The 26,700-nt window shown below is 38.7% G+C and carries 22 protein-coding genes and 1 pseudogene; 13 read left to right on the forward strand and 10 right to left on the reverse strand.

Translation table 11 applies throughout. The annotated features are described in order from the left end of the window. Positions 1 to 20 precede the first annotated feature (20 nt). From ABFX33_RS07335 to ABFX33_RS07355, 5 genes are all read right to left on the reverse strand, one after another. Positions 21 to 1,382: a Gfo/Idh/MocA family protein gene (locus ABFX33_RS07335; RefSeq protein WP_346085230.1), complete on the reverse strand. Its 1,362-nt coding sequence runs from the start codon at positions 1,380 to 1,382 to the stop codon at positions 21 to 23. A gap of 192 nt (positions 1,383 to 1,574) precedes the next feature. Then, entirely contained in the window at positions 1,575 to 2,153 is a 579-nt protein-coding gene (locus ABFX33_RS07340) for a fasciclin domain-containing protein (RefSeq protein ID WP_346085231.1), read from the reverse strand. A 4-nt stretch (positions 2,154 to 2,157) separates the two neighbouring features. Beyond that, positions 2,158 to 3,531, reverse strand: a complete 1,374-nt coding sequence (locus ABFX33_RS07345; RefSeq protein ID WP_346085233.1) for a RagB/SusD family nutrient uptake outer membrane protein — start codon at positions 3,529 to 3,531, stop codon at positions 2,158 to 2,160. A 9-nt stretch (positions 3,532 to 3,540) separates the two neighbouring features. Beyond that, a complete protein-coding gene (locus ABFX33_RS07350) occupies positions 3,541 to 6,633 on the reverse strand; it encodes a SusC/RagA family TonB-linked outer membrane protein (protein WP_346085235.1) in 3,093 nt (1,030 codons plus the stop codon). Between the two features lie 539 nt (positions 6,634 to 7,172). Beyond that, a complete protein-coding gene (locus tag ABFX33_RS07355) occupies positions 7,173 to 7,622 on the reverse strand; it encodes a protein-disulfide reductase DsbD N-terminal domain-containing protein (RefSeq protein ID WP_223583588.1) in 450 nt (149 codons plus the stop codon). A gap of 629 nt (positions 7,623 to 8,251) precedes the next feature. Here ABFX33_RS07355 and ABFX33_RS07360 point away from each other — a divergent pair. The 9 genes and pseudogenes from ABFX33_RS07360 to ABFX33_RS07400 all read left to right on the forward strand — a co-directional run bounded on the left by ABFX33_RS07360 (position 8,252) and on the right by ABFX33_RS07400 (position 16,095). Then, positions 8,252 to 8,749: a DinB family protein gene (locus tag ABFX33_RS07360; RefSeq protein ID WP_223583587.1), complete on the forward strand. Its 498-nt coding sequence runs from the start codon at positions 8,252 to 8,254 to the stop codon at positions 8,747 to 8,749. 652 nt (positions 8,750 to 9,401) lie between these two features. After that, positions 9,402 to 10,019 carry a zinc ribbon domain-containing protein gene (locus ABFX33_RS07365; RefSeq protein ID WP_257097453.1) on the forward strand — a complete coding sequence of 206 codons (618 nt, stop codon included), beginning with the start codon at positions 9,402 to 9,404 and terminating at the stop codon, positions 10,017 to 10,019. A gap of 31 nt (positions 10,020 to 10,050) precedes the next feature. Beyond that, complete coding sequence (locus ABFX33_RS07370; RefSeq protein ID WP_346085237.1) at positions 10,051 to 11,586, forward strand: glycosyltransferase family 39 protein; 1,536 nt, start codon at positions 10,051 to 10,053, stop codon at positions 11,584 to 11,586. A gap of 20 nt (positions 11,587 to 11,606) precedes the next feature. Beyond that, entirely contained in the window at positions 11,607 to 12,158 is a 552-nt protein-coding gene (locus ABFX33_RS07375) for a putative glycolipid-binding domain-containing protein (RefSeq protein ID WP_346085239.1), read from the forward strand. A gap of 261 nt (positions 12,159 to 12,419) precedes the next feature. Next, positions 12,420 to 12,740 (forward strand): hypothetical protein, encoded by a 321-nt coding sequence (locus ABFX33_RS07380; RefSeq protein ID WP_346085241.1) that lies wholly within the window; start codon positions 12,420 to 12,422, stop codon positions 12,738 to 12,740. Between the two features lie 16 nt (positions 12,741 to 12,756). Then, positions 12,757 to 12,813: pseudogene (locus ABFX33_RS07385) on the forward strand (hypothetical protein); the annotation flags it as partial. A gap of 81 nt (positions 12,814 to 12,894) precedes the next feature. Beyond that, complete coding sequence (locus ABFX33_RS07390; protein WP_346085242.1) at positions 12,895 to 14,709, forward strand: family 20 glycosylhydrolase; 1,815 nt, start codon at positions 12,895 to 12,897, stop codon at positions 14,707 to 14,709. Between the two features lie 289 nt (positions 14,710 to 14,998). Beyond that, positions 14,999 to 15,556 (forward strand): hypothetical protein, encoded by a 558-nt coding sequence (locus ABFX33_RS07395; protein WP_346085243.1) that lies wholly within the window; start codon positions 14,999 to 15,001, stop codon positions 15,554 to 15,556. Positions 15,557 to 15,582: 26 nt separating this feature from the next. Further along, positions 15,583 to 16,095: a GNAT family N-acetyltransferase gene (locus ABFX33_RS07400; protein WP_346085245.1), complete on the forward strand. Its 513-nt coding sequence runs from the start codon at positions 15,583 to 15,585 to the stop codon at positions 16,093 to 16,095. Between the two features lie 81 nt (positions 16,096 to 16,176). Here the strand turns inward: ABFX33_RS07400 and ABFX33_RS07405 are convergent, their stop codons facing one another. Next, on the reverse strand, positions 16,177 to 16,560 hold the full coding sequence (locus tag ABFX33_RS07405; protein WP_257088091.1) for a winged helix-turn-helix transcriptional regulator: 384 nt from the start codon (positions 16,558 to 16,560) through the stop codon (positions 16,177 to 16,179). Between the two features lie 210 nt (positions 16,561 to 16,770). Between ABFX33_RS07405 and ABFX33_RS07410 the strand changes: the two genes are divergently transcribed. Continuing rightward, on the forward strand, positions 16,771 to 17,454 hold the full coding sequence (locus ABFX33_RS07410) for a YceI family protein (protein WP_120258966.1): 684 nt from the start codon (positions 16,771 to 16,773) through the stop codon (positions 17,452 to 17,454). 169 nt (positions 17,455 to 17,623) lie between these two features. Here ABFX33_RS07410 and ABFX33_RS07415 read toward each other — a convergent pair whose 3' ends face one another. Beyond that, complete coding sequence (locus tag ABFX33_RS07415; RefSeq protein ID WP_346085248.1) at positions 17,624 to 19,348, reverse strand: tetratricopeptide repeat protein; 1,725 nt, start codon at positions 19,346 to 19,348, stop codon at positions 17,624 to 17,626. Between the two features lie 342 nt (positions 19,349 to 19,690). Between ABFX33_RS07415 and ABFX33_RS07420 the strand changes: the two genes are divergently transcribed. After that, positions 19,691 to 20,158, forward strand: coding sequence for a GNAT family N-acetyltransferase (locus tag ABFX33_RS07420; protein WP_346085249.1), 468 nt, complete (start codon positions 19,691 to 19,693; stop codon positions 20,156 to 20,158). A gap of 22 nt (positions 20,159 to 20,180) precedes the next feature. On the opposite strand, the gene ABFX33_RS07425 is transcribed toward ABFX33_RS07420, so the two are convergent. Continuing rightward, the gene (locus ABFX33_RS07425; protein ID WP_346085251.1) at positions 20,181 to 21,710 is read right to left on the reverse strand and encodes a DUF2931 family protein; all 1,530 of its coding nucleotides are present in this window, start codon (positions 21,708 to 21,710) and stop codon (positions 20,181 to 20,183) included. 264 nt (positions 21,711 to 21,974) lie between these two features. Here ABFX33_RS07425 and ABFX33_RS07430 point away from each other — a divergent pair, with 264 nt between their 5' ends. Then, positions 21,975 to 22,544, forward strand: a complete 570-nt coding sequence (locus ABFX33_RS07430) for a GNAT family N-acetyltransferase (RefSeq protein ID WP_346085253.1) — start codon at positions 21,975 to 21,977, stop codon at positions 22,542 to 22,544. Positions 22,545 to 22,755: 211 nt separating this feature from the next. Then, the gene (locus tag ABFX33_RS07435; protein WP_120258970.1) at positions 22,756 to 23,373 is read left to right on the forward strand and encodes an HPP family protein; all 618 of its coding nucleotides are present in this window, start codon (positions 22,756 to 22,758) and stop codon (positions 23,371 to 23,373) included. Positions 23,374 to 23,443: 70 nt separating this feature from the next. On the opposite strand, the gene ABFX33_RS07440 is transcribed toward ABFX33_RS07435, so the two are convergent. Further along, a complete protein-coding gene (locus ABFX33_RS07440; protein WP_346085254.1) occupies positions 23,444 to 25,873 on the reverse strand; it encodes a TonB-dependent receptor in 2,430 nt (809 codons plus the stop codon). A gap of 252 nt (positions 25,874 to 26,125) precedes the next feature. After that, a complete protein-coding gene (locus ABFX33_RS07445; RefSeq protein ID WP_257088081.1) occupies positions 26,126 to 26,530 on the reverse strand; it encodes a VOC family protein in 405 nt (134 codons plus the stop codon). Between the last annotated feature and the right edge of the window lie 170 nt (positions 26,531 to 26,700).

A 26,700-nucleotide genomic window follows, 5' to 3' on the forward strand; every position in this document is an offset into this window, starting at 1 on the left:
AGCCATGGCCATAATTTGCACTAGGACAGATAAGGATGTTGCCAGGGCATTCGATAAGGTCTTTTTAATAATTGGGTTGCTTCGGGATCATCGATGCATATTTTTTTCAATGGATCATATTTCAATGGTCTATTTAATTGCATAGAAATATTGGCAAGTATACAACAGGCTGTGGATATATAGCCCTCTTCGATGTCAGCTACAGGCAATCGATCATGTTCTATTGCAGACAGTAGATCCAATAGATGTTGCCGTGTGGCAGGAGCTGTATGCAATTCAATTCTAGGTTCTTCCAGATCAGCTGGAAATTTATCTTTTTCATAAACCACATCTTTTTTTATGGGGGAACCTTTACCAACTGGAATAAACTCATATTTCATCACACTTCCTTTTAGTGTTCCTTTATCTCCATAGATAATAAACGCCCAAGGATATTCGGGATCCACGGGATTGCCCCAAGTGCGGTGTTGCCATATACAATTAAGCTCATCATATTCAAATACTGCTGTCTGTGTATCGGCGATAGTCGACTTTCCCTCCTGTTGCACATAGATCCCTCCAGTTGCGCTAATTTTATTTGGCCATTTGAGTTGTAATAGCCAACGAACAGTATCAAACATATGCATCCCCATATCACCTGTGATACCATTTCCATATTCCATAAAAGTTCGCCACCAACCGCCATGAGGTAAACCGTCGTAAGGACGTAGGGGAGCAGGACCAGTCCATAGTTCATAATCGAGAAAGTCCGGAACTTGCTCCAGTGCCGGATTACCGTTCCTTCTCATATGATAGTAACAGCACATTTCCACGTGCGATATCTTACCGAGTAAACCTTGGTCTATAATCTGCTTTTTTGCATCAATCAGATGTGCTGTACTCCGTCGTTGTGTCCCTACCTGCACTTTTTTATTATATTTTCGTGCATATCGGAGTATTGCTTCGCCCTCTAATACATCAACACTAACGGGTTTTTGCAAATAGATATGTGCTCCCGAACGTATCGCATCTATCGCCTGCCGCGCATGCCAATGATCAGGCGTACCGATCAGAATAAGATCGAATTGATTATCGGCAAGCATTTTCCGGTAATCTTTGTAGAGCTTTGGAATCTGCCCCGAGCGTTGTCGTTCTCCGACCAATCGCCCTGCCTCCTGCAAATGACGGCTATCAACATCGCAAATCGCAACCACATCGACGTCACAAACCTGCATCAGCCTAAAGAGATCACTTTTTCCATACCAACCTGCCCCGATCAGTCCGACCTTGATATTTTTAGATAGACGTTCAAAGGATAATCCTTTTGCTTCTATAGCGGATAAAGTAACAAAAGCACTTGCACCCAGAATGAAGTTTCTTCGGTTCAGCGTATAATCGACCATAATTTACTGGCTTATTGTTTAGTTTGTTATAAGACAAAACAATAAACTGAAGATAATGTTTATTGAGTTATCATTTTTCAATTGTATCCATTATTCTATAGCGCCTTATAACTTTATAAACTGTTCGTATTTCCATTTTTTTCTTATACTTTATACACAAGACATTGTGAAGAAAACGGACCATCAATATACCTATTTCGTCTTCTCGGATAAAAATACGATGTGATCAACGACATGGATAACACCATTATTCGGAACTAAATTAGATGTGCGGATTTGCCATTGGTTGTTGGTCCCTTCATTGATCAGCCCCACATAGGTACTGGTATGGGACAAGTACATGATTTGACCTTTTTCAGTCGTATAAGCAATTGGCTTGTTACTCGGAGCCAAGGCAGGATCGCTAAAATTCACTACCGCCTTTACAATATGGTAACGCAAAATATCCTTTAATATTGGTACTGGAATAGCGGCCATATTGTCGTATTTATTTTCTTTTAGATATGCTGTAAAAGCTTGATTGGTGGGCAGAATAAAGGTCGCTTTTTCCTTACGTTCATACAATGCTTCATCCTTACATTGCAAAATGGCTTGTTTCAGTAAGGATAATGAATCCTTCCCCTGAATATATGTCCATGCTGACATATTCAGTTTACTATTGTCTTCTGCGTAGTCATATTCAAAGCTTTCCTGTATTTCGCAACTAGAAAACAATGACAGTGTAGCAAAACCACATAGAAAAAAAATAACGATATATTTTATCTTCTTCATAAGATTATCTATAAAATTCATTTTGTTGCAAATTTGGATTTTTAAGAAGTTCACCTTCATGTATTGGCCACAGCAAATTTCGTTTATCGGAGAGACCATTGATCGGTTTCATTGTCGAAATAGCAGTTTCATTTCGCAGGAGATCAAACCATCGGTGTCCCTCAAAACAAAGTTCTACAGATCGTTCATGCAAAATACTGCCAACTAAGCTTCCGAATTCGCTTTGCGCCTTATTTTGATCCAAAACTGGCAGTCCCGCACGAATACGGATACGGTTCAGCAGGTCCAATGCTTCAACAGGCTGATTTAAATTGGCATGTGCTTCAGCCTTTAGTAGGAGGATATCAGCCAATCGCGTTAATACAATATTACCAGCGGACGGTTCTGGACTTTCGTCATTAAATCCTTGCCCAAAAAACTTCCATATCTTACGGGGCTGAACTTGAGACACATCGTAAATACGAGCTTTGCGAAGATCGTCAGGTTCGATTGACGCGATAAAACCCACACTGGGTACATAATCACTATCCGATCCATTGGCATACCATACACGTAGGTTATTGGGTTGCACTTCATTGTATCCTACCTCAAAAATACTTTCGGTACTGCTTCCTTTTACAAAGATGTTATTCCAATCCTCAATTGGCACCAAGGCATATTGCGGGTCCGCGATTACTTTTTCAGCCATTTCTATTGCTTGTGCATACTTTTTTTGCCACATATAGAGCTGTGTCAGAAAAGCATAAGCCGCCCCTTTGGTAATTAGCACACGATTTCCGGCACCTGAATAATTTGAAGCACAATTCTCCGTCGCAAAAGTTAAATCTGCTTCCGCCTTAGCCAATACCTCCGCCTCAGTGTTCTTCTTGACAAACAAATCCTGATCCAATCCCTCATAGGGCTCCGTAACCAAAGGTACTTGCCCCCATATCCGAACCAAGTAAAAATAAGCTAATGCTCTTAATGCATGGGCCTGCCCAAGTAATTGCCTTTTCAGTTCACTATCTTCCGTTCCAAATGCCTGTGGAATATATTTGATCGCATAGTTCGCACGGGATATAACTGTATAAAAATTATCCCAACGCGCCGAATTAATAACTGGAGTCAGCGTGTTCTGTTGCAGCGCGGCAGGATCACCGGCATGGCGGGTCACAATATTATCAGCCCGCCCCTCGCCCCAGTAAGCAAAGTTCTGACGGAAAAGAGATTGCAAGCCATTATAGATGCCATTGACACCGGCCTGGGCATCACTGGGCTTTTTATAGTAACCCTGTCCAGAAACATTGCTAATAGGCTCCTTATCCAACAACGAGTTCGAACAACTGCTAACGGATAAAAATAGAAGAGAATAAAATGTATATTTTAACAATTTTTTCATCACAATTTATTAAAGACCAAGGATTAAACCAAACATAAATGTGCGGCTCTGTGGATAAGACCCCTCATCCAGTCCTACACGAAGACCAGAATAGGAATTAACATCGGGATCAAAACCGGTATACTTTGTCCAGGTAATCAGATTTGTAGCCGTAACAAAAGCATCGAGCTTACGCAAACCGATACGTTTGCTCCAAGCGGGGTCAAAAGAATACCTCAAATTGATATTTTTTAACTTCAGATAAGAACCATCTTCCACCCACCTACTTTGCACCCGACTATCAGACTGTTTTGGATCATCCCGAATCAATCGGGGAAAATCTGTTTGATCTCCCTGTTCCCGCCACCGGTTAAGGGCATCAGTAGATAGATTATTATAACGAACAATTGAATTGCGCTGATGGTTCAACTCACTATAAATCTGATTACCCACCGAATACTGAAAAAACACATTCAAATGAAAATTCTTATAGCTGAAATCATTGGAGATCCCGCCGAAATACTTCGGTTCAGCATAACCGATAATCTCGCGGTCATTTTGATCGATAATATTATCATTGTTCACATCCTTCCAAATGGGATCTCCACCGGCAAATACAGGTCCATTCGCACCATTTGTCAACCCGCTTGTATTGTCTTCATCTCGCGCATACACACCAAGATAACGCCATCCATAAAATACACCGATAGGCAGGCCTTCCTGTAGAATATGGAAAGCCCCATTTTGAATATGACCGCCCGTCAGTAGATTCTTAGGCAACGATGTAACTTTATTTCTATTTAAACTAACGTTAATATTGGTGTTCCAACTAAAAGCTCCCTCCAGATTACGGGTCTGTAGGCTAAACTCTAATCCTCGATTCTCAATAGATCCTATATTTTGTGTAATAAATTCAAATCCCGTAGTCCCGGGCATGGGCACATTATAAAGCAGATCTTTCGTTTTCTTCAAGTAAGCATCCGTAGAAAACAGGATTCTGTTTTTTAAAAAGCCAAGTTCTAGCCCAAGGTTATATTGACGCGTTGTTTCCCAAGTGAGGCTCGCGTTGGGCATCACCGTTGGTGCCGCTCCCGAAAAATCCAGATAATTCGTTCCCAAAGTAAATTCTCCTCTCGCGGCATAATCACCGATGGCCTCATTTCCGGTACTTCCAAGGCTAAAACGAAGCTTACCATCGCTAAGCCAACCCAAATTCTTGATCCCTTTTTCTTCGACAAAACGCCAGCCCGCTGACGCAGAGGGAAAAAATCCAAACCGTCGGTTACGGCCAAAACGGGAAGAGCCGTCCGTACGAAGGTTGAATTCCAATAAATATTTTCCGAGATAGTCATAGGTTACCCGACCGAAATAAGAAAGCATGGCATGTTCGGAAGCGATATTTACACCTTGGTTTGAAATAACAGATGCACCATTCAATGTACGGATATCATCACTTGGAAAATATTCTCCATCGAGACCTGTCCGGTCATAACGCCATTTCTGAAAACTTATTCCCAATACCGCCCCAATATTGTGTGCATTAGCTACACTTTTTGCATAGGTAAAATAACTCTCATTGCCCCAGGTAAGGTTTCCAGAAGACCGCACAGCACCTTTATTATACCCCTCGCGGTAATCCAATATGGATGGCATAAATTCATCTTCTTTCATTGAAATATAATCAAGGTTTACATTACTTCGGAATTTAAGATCTTTATAAAGATCAATTTCCAGGTATTGGCTTCCAACGATACGATTGCTCTTGTTCAGATTGGTTGCAAACAAAGCCATCCCAACGGGATTCCGCTGTCCGATCATATAACCATTCAGTGATCCATTAGGTAGATACATCGACATAATAGGTGGCCGTATCAATAGACTCCGGATAATACTCAGATTCCCTGAGCCCGCGGCATTTGTCCGGTTATTCACTGCATTTGTATAGGAAATACTCTGACCTATCCTGATCCGATCGGAAATCGTAAAGTCGACATTCAATCGGGAGGTAAATCGCTTGTAATTGGAATTCAAGATCACACCATCCTGGTCCAAATAAGATGAACTCCAGGCATATTTTGTTCCTTGATTCCCTCCCCGTACAGAAAGGTCCAACTTATATTGCTTTGCTGAACGCATCAGCTCATCCTGCCAGTCCACGTCACCACTGTTCATGGGGTTGAGCGAATCTATAATAGTATAGAATGGCTCCTCGGGCTTGGCCATACCCCGATAGGAATCCAAAACTGCCTCTCGATATTGTCTTGCGTTCAAAACACTTAGTTTGCGGGTCAAAGCGCTCACTCCCGCTGTTGCATTTAATATCACTTCAGGCCTACCTTCAGCACCTCGTTTCGTTGTAATCATCACGACTCCATTGGCAGCTCTAGAACCATAAATCGCGGTAGACGCAGCATCTTTAAGAATCTCAATCGAAGCGATATCGTTCGGATTGATATCCGTCATCGGATTCAGCCCGGAATTTTCAGTACCATTTAAAGAAGAAATGGAATTGGATTCCAATGGAATACCATCCACAACGAAAAGGGGATTATTCCCCGAGTTCAATGAGGAGCTCCCCCGAACGCGTATGCTCATCTCACCACCGGGCGCTCCAGAATTGGACGAAACCTGTACGCCCGCTGCACGTCCCTGTAAAATTGAAATGGGATCCTGCAAGGTTGTCTTGGCAATTTCTGAAGCACCTACGGAAACAATAGATCCCGTGAGGTTTCGCTTTTTCTGACGCCCATATCCTACCACAACAGTCTCTTCCATCAGATTGGAAACAGCAACTAGTGCGATCGTATAGCTTGCACGTGAATCTACTTTTATGGTCTGACTCGAATAGCCCACAAATGAAAAAGTAATGGATTGCCCTATTGCTACATAGTCCAATACAAAGCCCCCCCTTTTATCCGTACTCACTGTCACGTTTTTTGTGTCGCTAAGCTTTACGGTAACTCCAAGTAAAGGCGACTTTGTGGTCGCATCAATCACGTTACCAGTGACCGTCTTTTGCTGAGCGACTACAATGTCAGGAAAAATTAAAATGCTGCACAAAAAAAATACGGATAGAACATAATATGATCCTTTAAGGTTACACTGGTTAGCACTAATTTTCATATGAAGACTTTAAGTTTATATCACCTATTAACTATCAATAAGGATTAATAAAAAATATTTTAATGAAAACATTTACATTAAAACGTTAAGCATTATCAAATAATTAACGTTTGAAAAAAAACAATAGTATGCGCAGTGTTAATTTTAGTAACATTTATGTGACGAAGACGCTTTCAAGAAACATTATATTGTCTCACTATCTATTTCATGGATACTGTTTTCTTTCCCAACCAAGTCAATAAAAATTCCAAATGGGCTCCATAAAAATTAGACTAACATCAAACCGTAGACTGCATTGCTTACGGAAATTATCATAATCTCAAATAGAAGGTATAAAGCAGGTCATAAAAAAGCCCTAGAGCGGGGAACTCTAGGGTCTTAGCCATATATTAACCTATTTTATGAAAAGTATTTGCATTATTAACGCATTATTGTGGCAACTTATTTTGTGCTATATTGAAAAAAATTAATAATTATAAAAAAATCCCATTTATAGCGCTATAAATGGGATTTTTCATACGATCCAAAATAAGATTTTGTTATTTGATCGTTACTGCAAAAGCATATTCATCTGGAGGAAGACATTGTGATGCATCACACGCTTGCCATTCCACACTACCTTTCACAGTTGCTGTTCCTTTTTTCAAAGTCACCTTTTGTTGGAAGATCACCTCATTTGTAAAATATCCTACATCCATTTTAAAAACCTCCTCGTGTTTTACTTTCGGTTTTGGCTCAGCAGTTTTTCCGGCCAATACATAATCAGTCGCATTAGCAAATGTGAAAGAAGTCGGAATAGGTCCGCCATCCTTTACATTTTGCGAATAAATATGCCAGCCATTTTGAATGGTAGCTTTTACATAGACGACTGCCTCTTTGCTGTTCAGCTTTTTGCTAGCTACAGTCCATTTTACCGGTTTGTGAATCTGAGCAAAAGCGCCAGTTATCATAAAAATAACTGCAGTCATTAACAATACTAATTTTTTCATTTTTTTATATTTATTTTGGTTTATTACACGATGTCCATTCTCCTACCTTCATATCCATTTTCTTCTATATGTAAATATGACGATATAGAAAGACAAAAAACGCTACAACAATATTCGCTATAAACAATATAAAACACAACAACAGGTTGATAAAACAATAAATTTTATTGAAAACAATATAAAAAACAATACGATTTACATTTATAGAGCACGTTTTTCAATATTCTCGCCTTATTTTTTTTGTGTTCTAAAAAATGAAAATAACAACTATATCACACTGGCTATACCACCCAAAATCTGTTATTATTTATTTAAAATCAGAAACAACAGATTTGTTACGTTGCAGTACCTGTCAAAAATCATCTTTGGCACAGAAATCGCATAATATAAAACTCATAATTTAGGTTAATAATTGGTTAGGTTAGACCGCTTGAAGTTCCCCGCTTCAAGCGGTTTTTTTATTATAAATCGTCATATTCAAATCCATACTGACACAGAGCTGTCAATATCCAAACTTATCTTTGACGTAGGATACAAAAAAACAGAACGACCTATCATTTGTTCAAAAGGATGGGTATAAAAACAAGGGCATTGTATAAAAATATTAAACTAATATATTCCAAAACAAGATGAACACACTTCAACAACTAAAATCTGAACTTGAAAATGAGTATCAGATCACGAAAAATTTTATCGAACTTTTTCCAGAAGGCAAAAATGACTATGCCCCACATGAAAAAAGCATGAAAATCATGCCCCTTGCGACCCATCTCGTAGAGGTATTTGAATGGCCAAGTACAATTTTGAAAACGTCTGAACTGGATTTTGCCGATGGTGGCTACAAGCCCACTATTCTATCAACGCGGGAAGACTTACTCCAGAAACTAGATCAAGATTATGAAGCAGGAAAAATAGCCTTAGAAAATGCTACCGAAGATGATTTAAATCCTGTTTGGACCATCAAAAGTGCTGGTCAAAAACTCGCTAGCTGGACAAAATATGAAGCAATCCGTCATTCATTAAATCAGATCACACATCACAGGGCACAATTAGGTGTTTACTATAGGTTGAATAATATCCCCTTACCGTCGAGTTACGGGCCTTCTGCCGATTCACAGAATTTTTAGTATGGTCCAAATAACTATTGTTTTTTGAACAAGATTGCATAAAAACAGTCCGCGATCGACCTTCGTTTATGATCTAGGAACGTTTTTATATAATTTCGCTATGCACCCTATCCCAACCTGCGACGGACCTCAGTCGGGACGGTGTCAGGATGAATCCATGATATTTCCGTAGTGAGTCCGTGGTGAGTCCGTGTTATACTCGCTAAAACCACATTCACATGATGGTCAGACTACCCTAACATCTGCTCTCAGGTATGTTTAAAGCTCGATTCAGGCCGGAATGGCCCTCGAACAGTTACCGAAAATAGGCCAAATACTCGGACTCACTTGCTGGAAACGCGGTTTTTTGACGTGAAAACGTTAATATTTAAAAAAAGACGCGAACTTAAAAAACATAAGAAATCCGAATAGTAATCTAGAGTTTTTATGTATTAATTACTAGCCATTAATTGTCTATTAGCATAGTAAGATCTACTTTGAGTTGGGACAAGCTCATATTCCGAATAACTTCCTGCATTTATCAACCACGCTAAGAGTCAATATAATGGCATAATTTTTGAAAAAAATATCCACAAACCAATTAAATGGTATGCAAAATGGGCTAAAAATCCCATAAGCCAAAATATAGGAACAGTATATTTAAACCTTGAATATGATTATTTTCGGAACAAGAACAAAGTTACTACAAAACAGCTCCAATGCAGCTGTTGGAACTTGCAATTATTGCAACACAGCCGGATCCTTATATGCCTACAAACAGGTAAAATACTTCCACATCTTCTGGATCCCCATTTTTCCATACAGTACGGAGATTATTAGTGTATGTGATCATTGCAAAAAAGTAAATTACCAACGTGAGATTGATCCACAAACCCTTGCAACAATCCGTTCAAGTGGTATGCCGAAGACGCCTGTTGGATATTTTTCTGGATTAATACTCATCGGTCTTTTCTTTGGATCTGCGGCCGCAGCGGGAATATCCGGATCCATTAAAACAAAAAAATACCTGGAAAGTCCGGCCACTGGTGATGTATATGAAATCAAACGGAAAGAAAATGGGAAGTCCATGTACACCTTATACCGCGTTGCCAATGTCACGACGGATTCCATTACTTTCGACGTCAACGACTACGAGGCAGAGGGAACGAAAGGTCTTCGCAAATTGAAGGAACAACGCAGCGATAATTACTCAGAAAAGATTACTTTAGCCCGTGCAGAAGTGGCCAAAATGAAAGCTGACAATCAGATATCAACGATAGAAAGAAAATAGAACTGAAGCTTACGGACAAATCCGTTCTTACATGAAAAAACATCTTATTCTAGTAGGCCTTATCCTGCTGAAATTTATCATTCAATATCAATTGATAAGTCCGATATATGATTTACATCGGGATGAGTTCTTACATTTAGATCAGGCCAATCACTTGGCTTGGGGATATTTGTCCGTTCCGCCGTTGACCTCTTGGCTTTCCTACCTCATCAAGATTTTAGGAAACTCCGTGTTCTGGATCAAATTCTTCCCTGCACTGTTCGGAGCGCTAACCATTCTTGTCGTCTGGAAAACCATTGAAGAACTCAAAGGAGGTCTTTTTGCCTTGATATTTGGTACAAGTTGTGTTATTTTTTCGGTCTTATTTCGTCTAAATACCCTGTATCAACCCAATTCTTTTGATGTGCTGTCATGGACATTGATTTATTATTTTATCATAAGGTATCTCAACAGCGGACATCATAAATGGCTATACTTTATTGCTGTCGCCTTTGCTTTGGGATTTTTAAACAAATATAATATCGCCTTTCTAATTGTAGGGCTCATACCGGCTATTATAGCTGTTCCAGAACGTAAAGTACTATTCAATAGCAAATTTTATTATAGTATTCTAATTGCTTTTTTAATCATTCTACCTAATTTAATCTGGCAATACATGAATAATTTCCCTGTTTTATATCATTTCAAAGAACTTGCGGAAACCCAGCTCATCAATGTCAACAGATGGAGCTTTATCCGATCTCAATTTCTATTTTTTTTCGGAACTTTTCCTGTTATCGGATTTGGATTATATGCTTTACTATGTTATCCTGCATTTCGAAAATATCGGTTATTCTTGTTGTCTTTTTTTATCACAATTGGTGTTTTTCTATTTTTAAAAGCTAAAGATTATTACGCAATCGGTATCTATCCCATTTATTTTGCTTTTGGTGCAGTCTATATTTCAACACTTTTGGAGAACAAGGCTGAAAGAATTCTAAAACCTCTTTTAATTGCTCTACCTCTGGTTTTCTTTATTCCTGTTTATTTGCTGACATTCCCCAACAAGAGCCCACAATATATTGCGAACCATCCCGAAAAATACCGCAAAATTGGAATGTTGACCTGGGAAGATGGTAAGGACCATCAACTTCCACAAGATTTTGCGGATATGCTAGGCTGGCGGGAGCTCGCCCAAAAAGTAGATGACATTTATGGCAAAATTCCCAATCCACAAAATACACTCGTCCTTTGTGATAACTATGGTCAGGCGGGCGCGATAAATTATTATTCCAAACGAGGAATCCGTGCAGTCACCTTCAATGCAGACTACATCAACTGGTTTGATTTCAGCCATGAGTTCCGCAACTTGATTCGTATAAAGAATTCATGGGAAAACCAATCTGAAATGAATGAAACCGCTCCCTATTTTGTACAATCTATACGCTCAGATTCCATTACCAACGAGTATGCAAGAGAATATGGAACTGTGATTTTCACCTTCATCCATGCAAAAATCAATATCAACCAACGAGTCAAGAACGAGGTCGAACAAGAACAACGACAACATCTATTGCCCGTTAAATAATTACTTAATATAACGATCAGATGAAAACAGTATTATGGCAGGGAGTCGCTTTCCATTCCCTGGAGTATTTCAATATACAGGAAAATAATGACCATTATGTTGTAGTATCAAAAATTATAGGTTCCTATCAAAAGAAAATTTATTCGGTCGCCTATCAACTGATGATAAACAAACAGTGGGAGGTCGAGAAATTTCTTATTGATTCCGAGGTCAATATGACCCAAAACACCCTAACCGGAAAAAAAACAACTACCAACTGGGAAATCAATCATTTCGACAATCCAGACTTTAAGGGTTTTCAATATATTGATATCTCTTTAACTCCCTTTACAAACACGCTACCAATAAACAATCTACAGCTTAAAATTGGTGATTCACAAGAAATAGATATCATCTATATCGACCTAATTAACAACGACATCACACCTGTCCGGCAACGTTATACAAGGACAGATTTACACGAATATCTGTATGAAAATATCGTCAGTGATTTTACAGCTCGTATCCAGGTGGATGAGAACGGACTGGTCCTAAACTATCCCGGTTTATTTAAAAAGATAGCTGGAAACTAATTTCAATCATCCCGAAATAAAATCAACACAAGCCTTCCCTCAACCTTGTCCTAACGATTTTTCTAATCAAAAAACAAATCGGTATGTGTATAGGCTCTACAGCTGTGCTACTAGATAACAGTGCCACTAGCATACATTTTTTATTACCTCGGTTTACATAAAATATTTCTATATTGGTTCCGAGTTTTTCATGCTAAACCGACAAATTCTATTTGGCAAGCTCCTAAACACATAATTATTAAGAAATAACAAAAAAACTTTATGTATAAAGCTATTTCACTGCTCCTGCTATTGTCTGCTTTCTATTGGCCCGGTACAAGTTATGCGCAAGAAAAAAATCATATCCCCCAGCTGATCCCTTTTCCCGAACAACTGGAATCATCTACGGGTTTCTTTCAAATAGCCAAGGGAGAACTCTCCTATACGATTGATTCCGACATCTCCTCAAACTCTCTAGACCAATGGGTACGTCAATCGTTATTCGGGAAGATTCCTAAAAAGAAGGTGACACATGCTGATGCAACACTACGATTGATAAAAAAAAAATGGTCTTTCCAAGGAAGGTTACGAGTTAACGATTGATAAAAAAGGAATACAGATTTCTGCATCTTCGGATCAAGGGCTATTTTACGGGCTACAAACAATACAACAGCTGTATCTTTTAGCAAAACCCAATGGCAGTATTCGTTTGCCCTATCTGTCAATTAAGGATCAGCCGGCGTTTCAGTGGCGCGGTGTGGAATTAGATGTAGCACGGCACTTCTTCTCAAAAGATTATTTATACAAGTTTATCGATCTTTTGTCGTCCTATAAATTCAACAAGCTTCACTTGCATCTCACAGATGATCAAGGTTGGCGCATCGAGATAAAAAAATACCCAAAACTTACTTCACAAGGTGCTTGGAGAACGTATAATAACCAAGATTCAGCATGTTTGGCCAAAGCAAAAGATAACCCCGATTTCAATCTACCCAGCGAGCACAAACGTATCAATAATGGACGAGAAGAGTATGGTGGATTTTACACACAACAGGATATCAGAGATATCGTCACCTATGCATCGAGCAGACATATCGAGATTATACCTGAGATAGATATGCCCGGACACATGATGATCGCGACCAAAGCCTATCCCGAGCTAGTCCTGGACAGTGAAACTGCAGGCTGGGGAAAACAGTTCTCAGTACCAATCAGTCCATGGAAAGAAAGTAGTTATACATTCATAGAAAATGTACTTAGTGAGGTCATCGAGCTTTTTCCGTCCACTTATATTCATATTGGTGCTGACGAAGTGGAAAAAGATTCCTGGTCAAATTCAGCTATGGCCACAGCGTTTATGAAGGAGAAAGACATAGCCAATCTACATGACCTACAAAGTTATTTTGTAAAACGCGTTAATAACTTCATACGTTCGAAAAACAAACGCAGCATCGGCTGGGATGAAATACTTGATGGTGGTTCGGATACATCGATGACAGTTATGTATTGGCGGGGATGGGTAAAAAATGCACCTCGTGAAGCAGTCAATCGTGGTCACCGTCTTATCATGACACCTACAAACCCTTTGTATTTTGACTACTTACCCAATAGTAGCAGCTTGGATGCCGTGTATAACATGTCTGTCATACCATCCGATATCCCAGGCAACAAATCAAATTTAGTTCAGGGCGCGCAGGCAAATATATGGACAGAAATGATCCCATCGACAGCTCGGTTAGAATTTATGATTCTGCCAAGATTGAGCGCATTGGCAGAGCGGGTCTGGACCAACAAATCGCTATATGAAAGCTATAGAAATAGATTAATCGCTCATTTTGGGCTCTGGAACAAAATGGGGCTACGTTACCGTATGCCAGATTTAAATGGCTTTGCCGATAACCAGGTCATCGTTGATGGACGATCCACGCTGAAAATTGAAAATGAACTCCCGGAAAATGCGATACATTATACCATTGATGGTAGTCTACCAACTCAGAAAAGCCCAGTATTAAGCGATTCACTTATTGTCAAAAACGAAGGTGCCATACGTTTCGCAACGATATCCTCTTCGGGAGCGAAAAGCGAGTTGTACCAAGTAAATTTCAAGAAAGACACCTGGAAAAATGGTGTTACCGAAGATGTAAAGAATATGCCTGCAGGATTGACCGCAACCCTATTTAACGGAACATTTGCAAACACAGGAGCAATAACAGGCAAAGCGGTACGCCAAGAGATTATCAAGAATATCCATTTGAGCGATACGATTAAAATGCCTTCTTTTGGTGCGAAAATTAAGGGCTATTTATACGTGAAAGAAAAGGGGATCTATAATTTCTATTTCACTTGCGATGACGGTGGAGTTTTACGTATACATGATCAAGTGGTCGTAGACAACGACGGACAACATGCTCCAATTATGAAAAGTGGACAGATTGCTTTAGAAAAAGGATATCATCCGATTAGCATCGATTTTATAGAAGCGGGCGGTGGTTTTACCTTGAAACTTCAATATCGTGTTAACGGTTCCAAAGTTATCGACATACCCGACGAAAATCTATTCCGAAAAAATTAGACGTCATGGCTGTTCCTCCTATAAAAAGGGACAGCCTAAATCATACCTTCCATTCTATCATCTTACTCCTATTCTCCTTTCTATAGAAACTGAAAAAGATTCAGCTTCGGATCTACATCAAAATCTTTGGTATTATCTATCGTTGTATTGTTGCACAATCAAAACTTTTGCTATCTTTATTTTACTTAGCCAGAGTTGTGATAATGACGAATAAAAAGCCATCTGGTTGAACCAGATACAACCAAGATAATTTGTTAAGATCAGCTCAAAAATATATTAACAAGACTATATGAGCTTTTTAAATTTCTTAAAAGGACAACATAATTTAAAGCAGATTGATGTCAGTGAGGACCAGGACTTTGTTGATTTGCAACTAACGATAACCAAAAACTGGGAGGATGAAAACCTAAATCATATTATCCAGGCAAAGGGTCTTTGGGGCAAAGAAACAGTCGGTATAGAAGTTTCATTTCGACGCGATATGAAATTAGGTATCGTCAACACAGAAGTAGACAAGAAAAGATTTTATCGAGAAGGGGTCAACTTTTATTCCATAGGGGAATTGAGTGATAATTTCACTAGGGCTTTAAGTACCTTGTTTAAAACTGAAGCCAGTTCTTTCAAGATGCTTGACACTATAGGTTCCACAGCATTTGTACTTAGCGGCCAGCCGGAGTATTTTGACGAAGAGTATATAAAAACCAAAATTTTCTTTGACGATACAAACGAAAAGGATAGTTATGCAGAATGGTATGTGAATATCGACCTCAAAAATAGAATTCTTGAATTAAGGGAAAAAGATCAGGAATATCGAAAAAACATCATTAATGTGTTGACAAATAACTAGCTTTTCGAAAATTTAGAAATTAATACATGTCTATTCAGCCTTTAACACTTGAGTCTGACCCCTATTCTATTCGTCAGTTATTGGAAAGCGAATTTGAATATTATAAATCAATTCGTCTAGAAGCAATTCAAACGGAGCCCACCTTATTTCGATGGAGCAATCCAGCAGAAAGCGATCTCTCCGATTTGGACTGGCAAGAGCGTATAAAATATCCCCGGATTGTCTTTGGACTTTTCAAAAAAGACGACCTGATCGGGATGACCAGTATGTTATTATTAAACGATACTGAAGCATATTTTGGGCAATCTTTTATTCGCCCTGAACATCGTGGACAAGGGCTTTCAAGCCTCTTGTACAAAATTAGAATGACCTGGGTCAATACACAGCAGATCAAACGGCTCATCATCAGTCATCGGGAAATCAATACGATTTCAAAAAAAGCGATCCTACGCGCAGGTTTCGAATATAGTCACCGGGAACTCGTACATTGGCTGGACGGCACAACTGGTTACTCATTGTACTACCGCTTAGAACTTTAACACAAATCTGATCTGATTTCGGAGATAAGCTCACAATAATCATTTCACTCGATTGAAAACCTATTGCGGATATAAAACCTCCTATATAGCAGCTGAGTTAGTCCCGTCTTTTTGATAAAGTGTGCTTCTGTAAGTGATACCCCATTTAGCTATTTCATCAATAATGGGACCTAATGTTTTACCACAATCAGTAAGTTCATACTCCACAGTAAGCGGCTTGGTATTCAAGACGGTTCTTCTGATAAGATGGTTCATTTCCAGATCTTGCAGTTCTTTGGACAGCATCTTTGCCCCGATCCCATCAACTTCCCGCAACAATTCCATAAAACGTAGCTTTTCAAACAGCATTAATGTCCCAATAATGTGGAATTTCCATTTACCTGCCAAAATCTCCATGCTGTCATTTATCGCCAATATCCGCGTTTTACAGCCGGTGGAGGAACTTGATAGTGCTTCCTTTTTCATTTTACTTGATCTCCTTCTATTGATTACAAAAATACTGAATTACAGCGTCACAGCGCACTATCTTTTTGGAAAGTAGTTTCTTTAAGGAAACTAATACCAAAAATAAACTATCTATCATCTACCTTTGTATTCATAAATTAAAATGGCATGATTGATGCCGACGATACAGAACAATACAAACATCTTATTAAAAAATAAAACGATTAAAAAATGAAAAAACAATTAATCTCGGGTTTAGCCCTTATTTTGTTATTCGCTTCATGTCAAAATGCAACTGGAGACAAAGCCAAAACAACATCAGCGCAAGAAGTGACTGAACAAAAAGGACAGACTTATACTGTAGAGGCTGACAAAAGTACATTAAAATGGACAGGTTACCACAAAGGTGGTTTGAATCCAAGATATGGTGTCTTAAAAAGTGATGGTACACTTTCAGCTGAAAACAATGCTATCACTGGTGGATCTTTCACCATTGACGTCAATTCAATTGTAACAGACAGCGCTTCTGTAGATCCTACTACTGCAGGCGGTAAAAAATCAACAGATTTGGATGCACACTTGAAAAGTGCGGACTTCTTTGATACAGCGAAATACCCTACAGCTAAATTTGAAATCACCAAAGTTGCTCCATTTGATGCTGCTCAAGGAAAAAGCGTTGTTGCTGATGCCACAAACACTGTCAGTGGTAACTTGACAATCAAAGACAAAACAGTAAACGTAACATTTCCTGCCAAAATTACTTTCAATGGCGAAGAAGTTACTTTCTACTCTAAATTTACGATCCAAAGACAAGATTGGGGACTTACTTATGGTACCGAAGGTAACCCTCAAGATTGGATGATCGCACAAAATGTTGACATTGAACTTAATGTTACAGCGAAAAACGCAAAATAAAATTTCTGATGGCTGATACAGCCTTCTAGAATTCTGGCTATAATCAAGTTGGCTCTTCTGTAAGCCAACTTGATTACTCTTTTCCCTATTTGTATCTTTAACCTACCAAATCCGTATTATTACCCATCCTGATCAGGCACATCGCATTAAATTCATGTGGATTCATCTCCTAATCTCGCAACTCCATTTTCTTCTTTAGACGCTGTTTTGCTTTTTTGATTGCTTCGGTAGATACACAGAGTAGTTCACTCATGCTACTGTTGTTTAGATCCAATTTTTGTAGAGCAAGTATGCGCAGATCGTTATCTGTTATTTTTGAATAGTTTTGTTTCATTTGTGCTAAATAACCCGGATGGACTTTGTCAAAAACATGCTTGAATTTTAGCCATCGTTCATCGGTCATGATATGTGTCTGCAACATTGCATTTAAGCTGTCGGAAACCTGAGCCATGTAAGCAGGATTTTGCACTGACACCTTCACAATCTCCTGTCGGAGCTGTTGAATAGTTGTATCATTTTGTTTGATCGTATTGGTAAATTCACCAAGAGAATCTTTTAAAATCAAAAGCTCCTGATCGAGTAATTGCTTCTCGTAACCTAGCTTGAGCCGATCCTTTTCAAGAAGGGCATTTCTCATTTTGATTTTTGCTTTGGATCTGTTTATTAAGAGCAATACAATCGCAAACACCAAAATCAAACAGAGCCCAACAAATTGATAAATCCGTTTGGTGTGAAGTCTTTTTTCCTCAGCAGATTGGATAGTTCGATTATATCGCTCAGTCTCCCTTTGCCAAAGAAACCTTTGAATCTCTTTATCATTTATTCTTTTTTCTAATGAATCTTTTAATATCAGATAGACATGTAATTGTTTGAGTTCTTCCTCCTTTTGATTTAAACCACGAGCAATATCAGATAACAATTTTGAGGCCTCCATCTTATATTTCAAGAAATAGGGCTTTTCCTCCATCAGGCTTATGCTGGTTACAGCATATTGCTTGGCCAGTTTCCATTCCTGAAGCACAATATACCACCTTGCCAGATTAAGGTTTGCTCGCATGGCATCCTTTCGTTCATTAAACCGCATAGAAAGATCGATGTTCTTCTGAACTAAGGCAATCGCTTTTTGCCGATCGCCTGTTTTCCAGGCCTGATCGGCTAGATTACCTGAGATAATGCCAATCCATACCGAATCCTTAGCCAATTTTGCCTCCGTCATCGCCCGATTGAAATAAGTGGCAGCCTGATGATTAAGCGAATCATTTGCTAGATACACGGCAATAGCATTGATTAGATCCACACGTTCTCTTGATGCTGCTTTCGAAAAAGGTAATGCTTCCTGTAAGTAATCAACAGCTATACTATGATCTCCAATATAACTATAAAAATTCGCGATGAACTGGTAATGCTTAACTACCAATGGTATTTTTTTAATGTCAATTTTGGATTTCAAATCATTTGCACGCAAGAAGAATGGAAATGCTTCCTTTACCTTCCGATAAACATAGTTATAATAGCCTTGTCGTGCATAGCCTATCATTTCCAATTCAATATTGGGATGCTTTTGAAGCAATTGCTCCGCAAGCCGATAATATTGATCAGAAACAGCATTAGTCCGATCAAACGCAATCGAATACCCATCTGCCATACGCATATAGTATCCCCATTTTAGTATACTATTATTTTTCTTATTAGCGAGCTTTAAAACAGGATCTAGTGCATTTTTCAATGCAATTGTATCCTTCCCAAAGTTAGCTGGAAATTGGAGGACAGCTTCCAACTGAAGAACAGGGTCTTCAATATGCGCTATTTTTTCTATAGATTGCCCAACGGCTATATTCGTACTTTTTATCGTCAGAATAGCTAGGAACAACATACAAAATAAATAAATTTTCATTTTTAAAAAGGTCAAATTTTATTAAAATGGCTAACGGTAACAGGCCAACTCGTAATAGATATAATTTCCAGATCAGCCCTATTAAAATCTGACATTACCAAAATACAGTTGGGTGCGCCAATAGTTATCGGAATGACTTTTTAATTATTTAGCAAAATGGTTAATATGGACTCATAAAGCGAGGATATAGGCCCCGATTCACTGTCGTAAATATACAATTTATCCACGTAAGAGATCAATCTCTTTTTGTTAAAAAATTATTAGCACATTACGCCTATTTTTAGATTTGGTGGTACATCTATCTATTTTTATACCATTATCCAAATGTATTTATCTTTGTATATGGAGATATCAATACGAAAGGGAATATTAAGCGAATTACCCCAAATAAAGGAGCTATTTGCTGGGACTATTACTTCAATATGTCAGATTGATTATAATACAGAACAAATCGAGGTATGGAAATCTTCGATCAATAACGTTGACCGTTGGAATAACTTAATCATAAATCAGTATTTTATTGTCGCAGAAATAGACAAAGAAATCGTTGGTTTTGCTTCATTGGATCATGGCAACTATATCGATATGTTATACGTACACAAAGATTTTCAACGGCAGGGCATTGCACAACGGCTATATGACCACTTGGAGCATAAGTCTAAATATTTAAATATAGAGACATTAACAGCAGATGTCAGTAAAACGGCAAAACCTTTTTTTGAACGTAATGGTTTTACAACAATTGCCAGACAGGTGCAAGTTCGGTCAGCCGTTGAAATTGTCAATTACAAAATGCAAAAGACTTTTTAACATCAACTGGTCTAGCTAAAGATCAAAACTTTTCACCATATGCTATGATTTTGGTTTCCATAAGCAAAAGCTGATGTTCAGCATTTTTTAATTGTGCTGTCGCCCTGCCATTTTGTGTATCTATGGTAATTTCCATTTCAGCCTTTATATTTTTATCGCGATCAAAAAAAGCCTTGAATTTTTTAAAAATATCCGTTTCATCAAATTCAAAATTTACAGCACAACGGTTTTGATTTTTATCATACCATTTGATGTATATATGCTGTGGAATTCCCCTTTTTTCAACTGTTATATTTTGTGTTCTTTCATCGAAAACAAAACGTTCAGCATTAAAATACCGAAAAATAGCATCATAGGTTTTTATTTCTGGAGCGATCACAAACTTTGGGTTCCAAGTATAAGCTACGCCCAGTTTATTCCAATAATCATCAGGAACAGGTTGATTTTTTTTTGCCATTTGTATTGCCAAAGGAACGATCATTGTATCTGTCAGAACCTTATTGCGCCACTCCTGATTAAATAAATCACCATAAACCATCTCCTTATTATCAGAAACCTTCTGGTCAATATCGATTTTCTTCGCCTGATACTGACCTATTTCGACCTGACGATATCCTGATCCTCCTGCCCATATCACCAGTCCCCCAGCGGGTGCAAACCCGAAAATAATCTTGTTATAATGCTCCTCAACATCACTAGTTGCCCTTCTTTCTACATAAGGCTGTTTAAAAAGTGTAAGCAATTTGTTGTAATCTATTGCATCATGGAATCGGTAGAACGCATTCTCTGAAAACGAATACCAGGTAACATCAATTGCTTTGGGCAATGACATCATACGTTTATAGGTCTCGGCCCCTGCCTCCCCCCATTTTCCATGATAATTCACCGTATTTCCCTCACTAAATGTAAACTCATAATCCTCATCTTTCGGGAAGATGAATGTCCCTTTGTAGAGTTGTACCGGATAACCTGCTGGACTACTCATTGCACCAGCCCATTCAAATCGACCTTCTTTTAAATTATCTGCCTGATCCCGTCGCTCCCGTTCAGCTTCCCGAACTTCACGGCCAACAGTCGAAAAAATAGACACAAGCACACTGATTAAAATATTGCCCAAAAATGTTAGTATCAACGCTGTCCACGATCTTAGGCCCCAAACGAACATAATGCTGCTGAATAAACTCAAAAAAATACTCAAAATTAAAATCAATGGGAACATTTCAGAAATTACTCCTCCTAGATCAGCATAAATCTTGTGTTCATATTCATCGCCTAGTGTACTGACAAAAAGCAACACCGGTAACAATGTGGAAAATATAAAGTAATACAAAAAACTGTAAATACCCTCAAAGACAATACTGGGCTGGTCAAATACATCAAATCGTTTCCGAAGCTTATTGAAATGAAAATAAATAAGGGTAATTACAAGAAAATAGGGAGAAACACAGAATGCCCCATAAACCAAGTTCATATCGGCATCTTGTGTTAACAACATTGCCAATAATCCCAAAAGAGTCACAACAAAGGCTGAAATTGTAGCTTTAAGAACCATGTATAGATTTTACTATTTATTGATCATAATATATTGCAGTATCCTGTCTACATTTTGCTTCAAATTCACAATTTGAAAAACAAGAACAACTTTACTCAAAAGTAATAAGAAATGAAATTATAAATACACAACAATTCATATTCAAAGCAAACCAATGCATATTCGTTCTATTTTTTCAAACCTCTTAAGAGCTCCATGCTCGCAATGCTCAAAAAGAAAACAGATCATTTTGTTATCTTAGCCCACAAATAGAAAATACGAGTTATGCATTTGACGATTAGACCCGCACAACAACAGGATGCCGCAGTTGTACCTGAAATCATGTTACAGGCGATGGAAGATATCATCTTTCGTTTTATACAAAAAGAAGACAAAAAAGAAGCAATTCGTTTTTTAACAGATCTTTTTCAACAGACCGGAAATCTATATAGCCATGAAAATACTTTTGTTGCTGTAGATCCCGAAGGCAATGTCATGGGATCATTGACGGGATATAATGGGGATCATTTTATTGCGCTACGACAACCAATCCTGGAACTCATCCAAAAACAATACGCAAACGACCTAATCCCTGAACCGGAAACAGTGGGACAGGAATTTTATATAGATTCTGTTGCAGTATCCACTGCCGCCAGAGGTCAGGGCGTAGGAACTGAGCTATTGAAACATGCGATAAAACATGCCAAAAATGAAGATTTCAAACAAATAGGCCTATTGGTTGATTTAGATAATCCGAATGCCAAGAAGCTTTATGAACGCCTTGGTTTCACCTTAGGAAACAAAATGCCTTTCGTTGGTGGGGAATACTATCATATGTATATTCAATTTGTTTAGGTTAATCTACGACATCTAGTTCCTGAAAAACATCAACATTATTATTCAAATATTGGTTTCTTCCAAAATACCAAAAGTGTCAACTCAACAAATGGGGCAAAATAGAGCCCAGAACAATTTGATAGTCTATCTTATTTATAAATACCACAAAGATTAATATAAAAGATCTAAAAAGGAATTCTTAAAATTCCCTATTTTTGCACAGATCAACATGAAAAATCAACTTCATCGGCAACTCCGTATTTACAGATATGTTATCTATCGGGAAACGTTAATAGATCCCTGGGAACATTTCTGGTCTTTTATCGGTGCATTCGTAGGCATATTTATCATCGCTTTTATTCAATCACTTCATTTCCCACCATTGGAAAATGTGTTTCTGATCGGATCATTTGGGGCCTCCTCTGTCCTGGTTTATGGAGCTATACAAAGCCCACTTGCGCAACCTCGAAATTTAATCGGTGGTCATGTGGTTTCAGCGATAGCTGGAGTTACCGTAGCACAGCTACTCCCCGATATCATCTGGCTCACTGCCCCCTTTGCTGTAGCCCTGTCTATCGTATGCATGCAACATACCCGCACATTGCACCCTCCGGGAGGAGCGACCGCGCTAATCGCCGTAAGTAGTGGAACCAAAATTTCTTCCTTAGGGTATTGGTATGTATTGAGTCCCGTACTCTCCGGCTGCCTGATTTTATTTATAGTAGCACTTATTTTTAATAATATCACCAAAAATCGGCACTATCCTGTTAAAAGATCACGTTTACGGCGTTCACGGCGACAACATCTAAAATCACGATTTGAACGAACCAAAGGTACATCAACCTAATCTGAATTAGCTAACTCTATCGTACTATTCCCACAGTACGCATATCCATCTTGCTAATTCGTAGACATTATTATTTACGTCGATGTGGGATATGTTCCATTTCTCGTGGACTCTTTTCCGCTGTTCCTTCTTTTTGTCTGCCGGCACCGAATTTCCAACTAAAAGAAAGACTTACCGATCTGTTGTAATAATTGTTGGATGTTGTACTTCTGAATGAAGGCGACACCGCCATATTCCTTTGTTTCATAGCTCGTTGAAACGGATTACTTACTGTCAACACAATACTGGCTCTATCATTCCAAAGTTCCTTTTGAGCAGAAAATCGATAAGACCATTCGGCCGTATTCCGTCCCTGCAAAGTCACATAACCATTGCTATAGTCTCCTGAAATCTGAAGACTGTAACCTTTAGACAGACCATATGAACTGCTGAGATTAGCAGCATAAAACCCATTGCTATTCCTTACCTGTAACGCTGGGCTCCTAAACCAGACATAATAGAGTTCCAGTCCACCATTGAGCATCCAATTCGATTGCAGTTCCATGGATAGATTGACCTGTGCACCCAAACGTTTATTTGTCGCAATATTACTGGGTGTAGTACGTGAAATTCCGAGACTGTCGACGACAGTAAGCTGCTCTATCGAATTATTGTTGGTACTATAATAGACACTACTATTCAGATTAAAACCAGATGCTGCACTGTAATTGTGTCCCAATTCCACTACGCGAATCCGTTCAGGTCGCAATAGCGGATTTCCCGACAGCAGATTTCGCGGGTCACTGGCGTTGACATAAGGATTGAGATCCCATATCCACGGTCTACGTATCCGCTCTGTATAAGCGAATTTGAGTTCGTGATGGTCATTTACCTTTTTAGCGACTAACAGAGTAGGCACCCAGTTGCCGAATTTAGATTTAAATGAAAGTGTGGAACTCCTGAAATGAGCCCCCAATACTGTTGTTTCAAAACGAATTCCGGGCCTAATTGTCCACTGATCATCGGTTTCGATTTTTAAACTCATATAGCCCGCCAATATCGTACTGTAGTAATCCATTTTATCCGACCGGGATAGGATTTCGACCAACTCTTCACTTCCCGGAGCATGTTCATTATTGAAAACGGTATAAAGACTACTGGAATTACTTCGCTTCAATTTCATTCCCGTTTCAATGACATTTTTCCCGGTCGCATCTATCGGGTGCGTATAGTCTGCCTGAAAATCAAAGTCCCAGGAGTCACCTTTATTTGGTCCTTTCTCCTTAAAAGAGCTTACTCCGGACATTTCTTTTTGACTGGTTATGTATTCCGATCTATCGTTTGATCGGGCGGCCAGCCCAATGATCTGCAACTCCTGTGACTTGTGTCTAAATTTTTTGAGATAATTCAGCGAGAGTTCATAATACTTTACCGAATTCTGCTGCTGACTAAACTGATTATATTCAGCATAGGTATTTTCATCCTGAAACAAGTTGTAAAGTGAACTATGCTCAGGCCAACTGCCATACCAATAGGACAGGTCTGCGCCAATTTTTTGCGAGCTGTCCGGGCGGTACACAAATCCTAGACTTGCAGACGCCCCCCTATCCTTTTCAGTTGCATCATTGTGCTGTAAAAGTTCTCCGACCGATACCCCATTGGATAAGGAGGTTCTTTGCAGGGTCGACCTGTTTCGTTCTCGTTCAGCATTCATCGTTGCGTTAAAATTGAAATCAAACTTTTCAGTAGTCATAGCCCAAGAGCCACTTCCAGATTGATCCAAGTTACCTAAACTAACATCCAAACTTCCATGTGTTCCCCGGATGGATTTTTTTGTGATAATATTAATAATAGCAGCAGCTCCTTCAGCTTCATATTTTGCAGATGGCGAAGTAATTACTTCAACAGATTTAATAGAACTTGCAGGAATCATTTTTAAGGCATCTTTCAAGTTCTTAGCCATTATTCCAGAGGGGATACCATTGAGCAGAACTTTAATATTCGTATTCCCGCGCATCCGCAATTCCCCATTACTCCCTACTGTTAGCAGAGGAACTTTCCGCAATAGATCTACAGCCGAACCGGCTTTATTACTGATATCAGAGCCCGCATCATAGATCAGCTTATCACTTTTAAAGCGTATCGGATTTCGCTTCCCTTTCACAACAATTTCTTCCAAGGATTGAAACTGACTGACAAGTCTGACCTCCAATACCTTTGATGAAGTTATCGACTTAGACAGGTGACTTTCATATCCCACATAAGTCACCAAAATACTTGGACTCTCAGTCTGCGGCATAACGAGCTTAAATCCGCCTCTCAAATCGGTAGTGACTGTCTGTAAAACTTTTCCCGCAGAAATCAGAGAGACTGTTGCATGTTCGATCGGAAGGGCATTGCTCGCATCGACAACTTTTCCTTTAATTTCATAAACGGCATTTTTCCCAACTTGATGCTGAGCATATAAAGAAGGTAAATATAGGATAGACACAAAAAGAATTGCAATTGGAAAATGCTTCAAAACACGGAACATATTGTTTGGATTAAATACAATACAAAACAATAAGACTATGTTCTTTTTAAAAATTTTAATGAGGAATAAGGCGAATAAAAGGCCAAACGACCTTCATCATCAAATTAGTAGCTTTGGTCATTCTCTCTTGGGTAGAGATTTAATAATTGCCATCGTCCATCAGCCATACAATTGACTAATTGATCAGATAATATGGATGAACGATGGCTGGTCGAAAAAATTTGCTTTCGTATGTAAATATTAAGCTCCTGGAAATTTACTCATATCCATATAAAATATCTCCCAAGTGTGGCCATCATAGTCTTCCACCTTTCTTAACTGCATAAAACCATGATCCATCATTGGCATTGGCTCTATTCCTCCTGCTGCCAGCCCTTTGTCAACAATTTCATTTACCCGATCCAGACTCTCCACGGAGAGCGCAAATAGTCCAGCGATATGACTTTTTGTATCGGCTATGGGTTTATTCGTAAAGGATTTAAATTTATCATGTGTCAAGATCATGACAAAAATATGTTCACTCCAGACCATACATTTAGCATCGTCATCACAAAATTGTAGATTTACTTCAAAACCCAATTGAGTATAAAAATCCATTGATTTGTTTACATCCGCCACAGCGAGATTAATAAATACCTGTTTCATCTTTTTAAATTTTTAATTGCTATTGATAACACAAACTTGCGCATTATGGTTTACAAAGATCTTAGCATAAGACAATAAAATTCGTCCCTGATCAAAATCCTCTATCAGTTGGCAGGGAGAAGCTACAAAAGTTATATTTGTCTAAGTGTTAAGTATAATGTTATCATTTA

The sequence above is a fragment of the Sphingobacterium ginsenosidimutans genome, from assembly GCF_039536865.1.
Lineage (GTDB): Bacteria > Bacteroidota > Bacteroidia > Sphingobacteriales > Sphingobacteriaceae > Sphingobacterium > Sphingobacterium detergens.

What these genes read in the sequence shown, in the direction of transcription:
- ABFX33_RS07415 (WP_346085248.1), bottom strand. Translation starts at nt 19,348, where the DNA reads ATGAAAATTTATTTATTTTGTATGTTGTTCCTAGCTATTCTGACGATA.
- ABFX33_RS07375 (WP_346085239.1), top strand. Translation starts at nt 11,607, where the DNA reads ATGAAAACAGTATTATGGCAGGGAGTCGCTTTCCATTCCCTGGAGTAT.
- ABFX33_RS07445 (WP_257088081.1), bottom strand. Translation starts at nt 26,530, where the DNA reads ATGAAACAGGTATTTATTAATCTCGCTGTGGCGGATGTAAACAAATCA.
- ABFX33_RS07360 (WP_223583587.1), top strand. Translation starts at nt 8,252, where the DNA reads ATGAACACACTTCAACAACTAAAATCTGAACTTGAAAATGAGTATCAG.
- ABFX33_RS07420 (WP_346085249.1), top strand. Translation starts at nt 19,691, where the DNA reads ATGGAGATATCAATACGAAAGGGAATATTAAGCGAATTACCCCAAATA.
- ABFX33_RS07395 (WP_346085243.1), top strand. Translation starts at nt 14,999, where the DNA reads ATGAGCTTTTTAAATTTCTTAAAAGGACAACATAATTTAAAGCAGATT.
- ABFX33_RS07370 (WP_346085237.1), top strand. Translation starts at nt 10,051, where the DNA reads ATGAAAAAACATCTTATTCTAGTAGGCCTTATCCTGCTGAAATTTATC.
- ABFX33_RS07350 (WP_346085235.1), bottom strand. Translation starts at nt 6,633, where the DNA reads ATGAAAATTAGTGCTAACCAGTGTAACCTTAAAGGATCATATTATGTT.
- ABFX33_RS07435 (WP_120258970.1), top strand. Translation starts at nt 22,756, where the DNA reads ATGAAAAATCAACTTCATCGGCAACTCCGTATTTACAGATATGTTATC.
- ABFX33_RS07405 (WP_257088091.1), bottom strand. Translation starts at nt 16,560, where the DNA reads ATGAAAAAGGAAGCACTATCAAGTTCCTCCACCGGCTGTAAAACGCGG.
- ABFX33_RS07335 (WP_346085230.1), bottom strand. Translation starts at nt 1,382, where the DNA reads ATGGTCGATTATACGCTGAACCGAAGAAACTTCATTCTGGGTGCAAGT.
- ABFX33_RS07410 (WP_120258966.1), top strand. Translation starts at nt 16,771, where the DNA reads ATGAAAAAACAATTAATCTCGGGTTTAGCCCTTATTTTGTTATTCGCT.
- ABFX33_RS07425 (WP_346085251.1), bottom strand. Translation starts at nt 21,710, where the DNA reads ATGGTTCTTAAAGCTACAATTTCAGCCTTTGTTGTGACTCTTTTGGGA.
- ABFX33_RS07380 (WP_346085241.1), top strand. Translation starts at nt 12,420, where the DNA reads ATGTATAAAGCTATTTCACTGCTCCTGCTATTGTCTGCTTTCTATTGG.
- ABFX33_RS07400 (WP_346085245.1), top strand. Translation starts at nt 15,583, where the DNA reads ATGTCTATTCAGCCTTTAACACTTGAGTCTGACCCCTATTCTATTCGT.
- ABFX33_RS07430 (WP_346085253.1), top strand. Translation starts at nt 21,975, where the DNA reads ATGCATTTGACGATTAGACCCGCACAACAACAGGATGCCGCAGTTGTA.
- ABFX33_RS07340 (WP_346085231.1), bottom strand. Translation starts at nt 2,153, where the DNA reads ATGAAGAAGATAAAATATATCGTTATTTTTTTTCTATGTGGTTTTGCT.
- ABFX33_RS07345 (WP_346085233.1), bottom strand. Translation starts at nt 3,531, where the DNA reads ATGAAAAAATTGTTAAAATATACATTTTATTCTCTTCTATTTTTATCC.
- ABFX33_RS07365 (WP_257097453.1), top strand. Translation starts at nt 9,402, where the DNA reads ATGATTATTTTCGGAACAAGAACAAAGTTACTACAAAACAGCTCCAAT.
- ABFX33_RS07355 (WP_223583588.1), bottom strand. Translation starts at nt 7,622, where the DNA reads ATGAAAAAATTAGTATTGTTAATGACTGCAGTTATTTTTATGATAACT.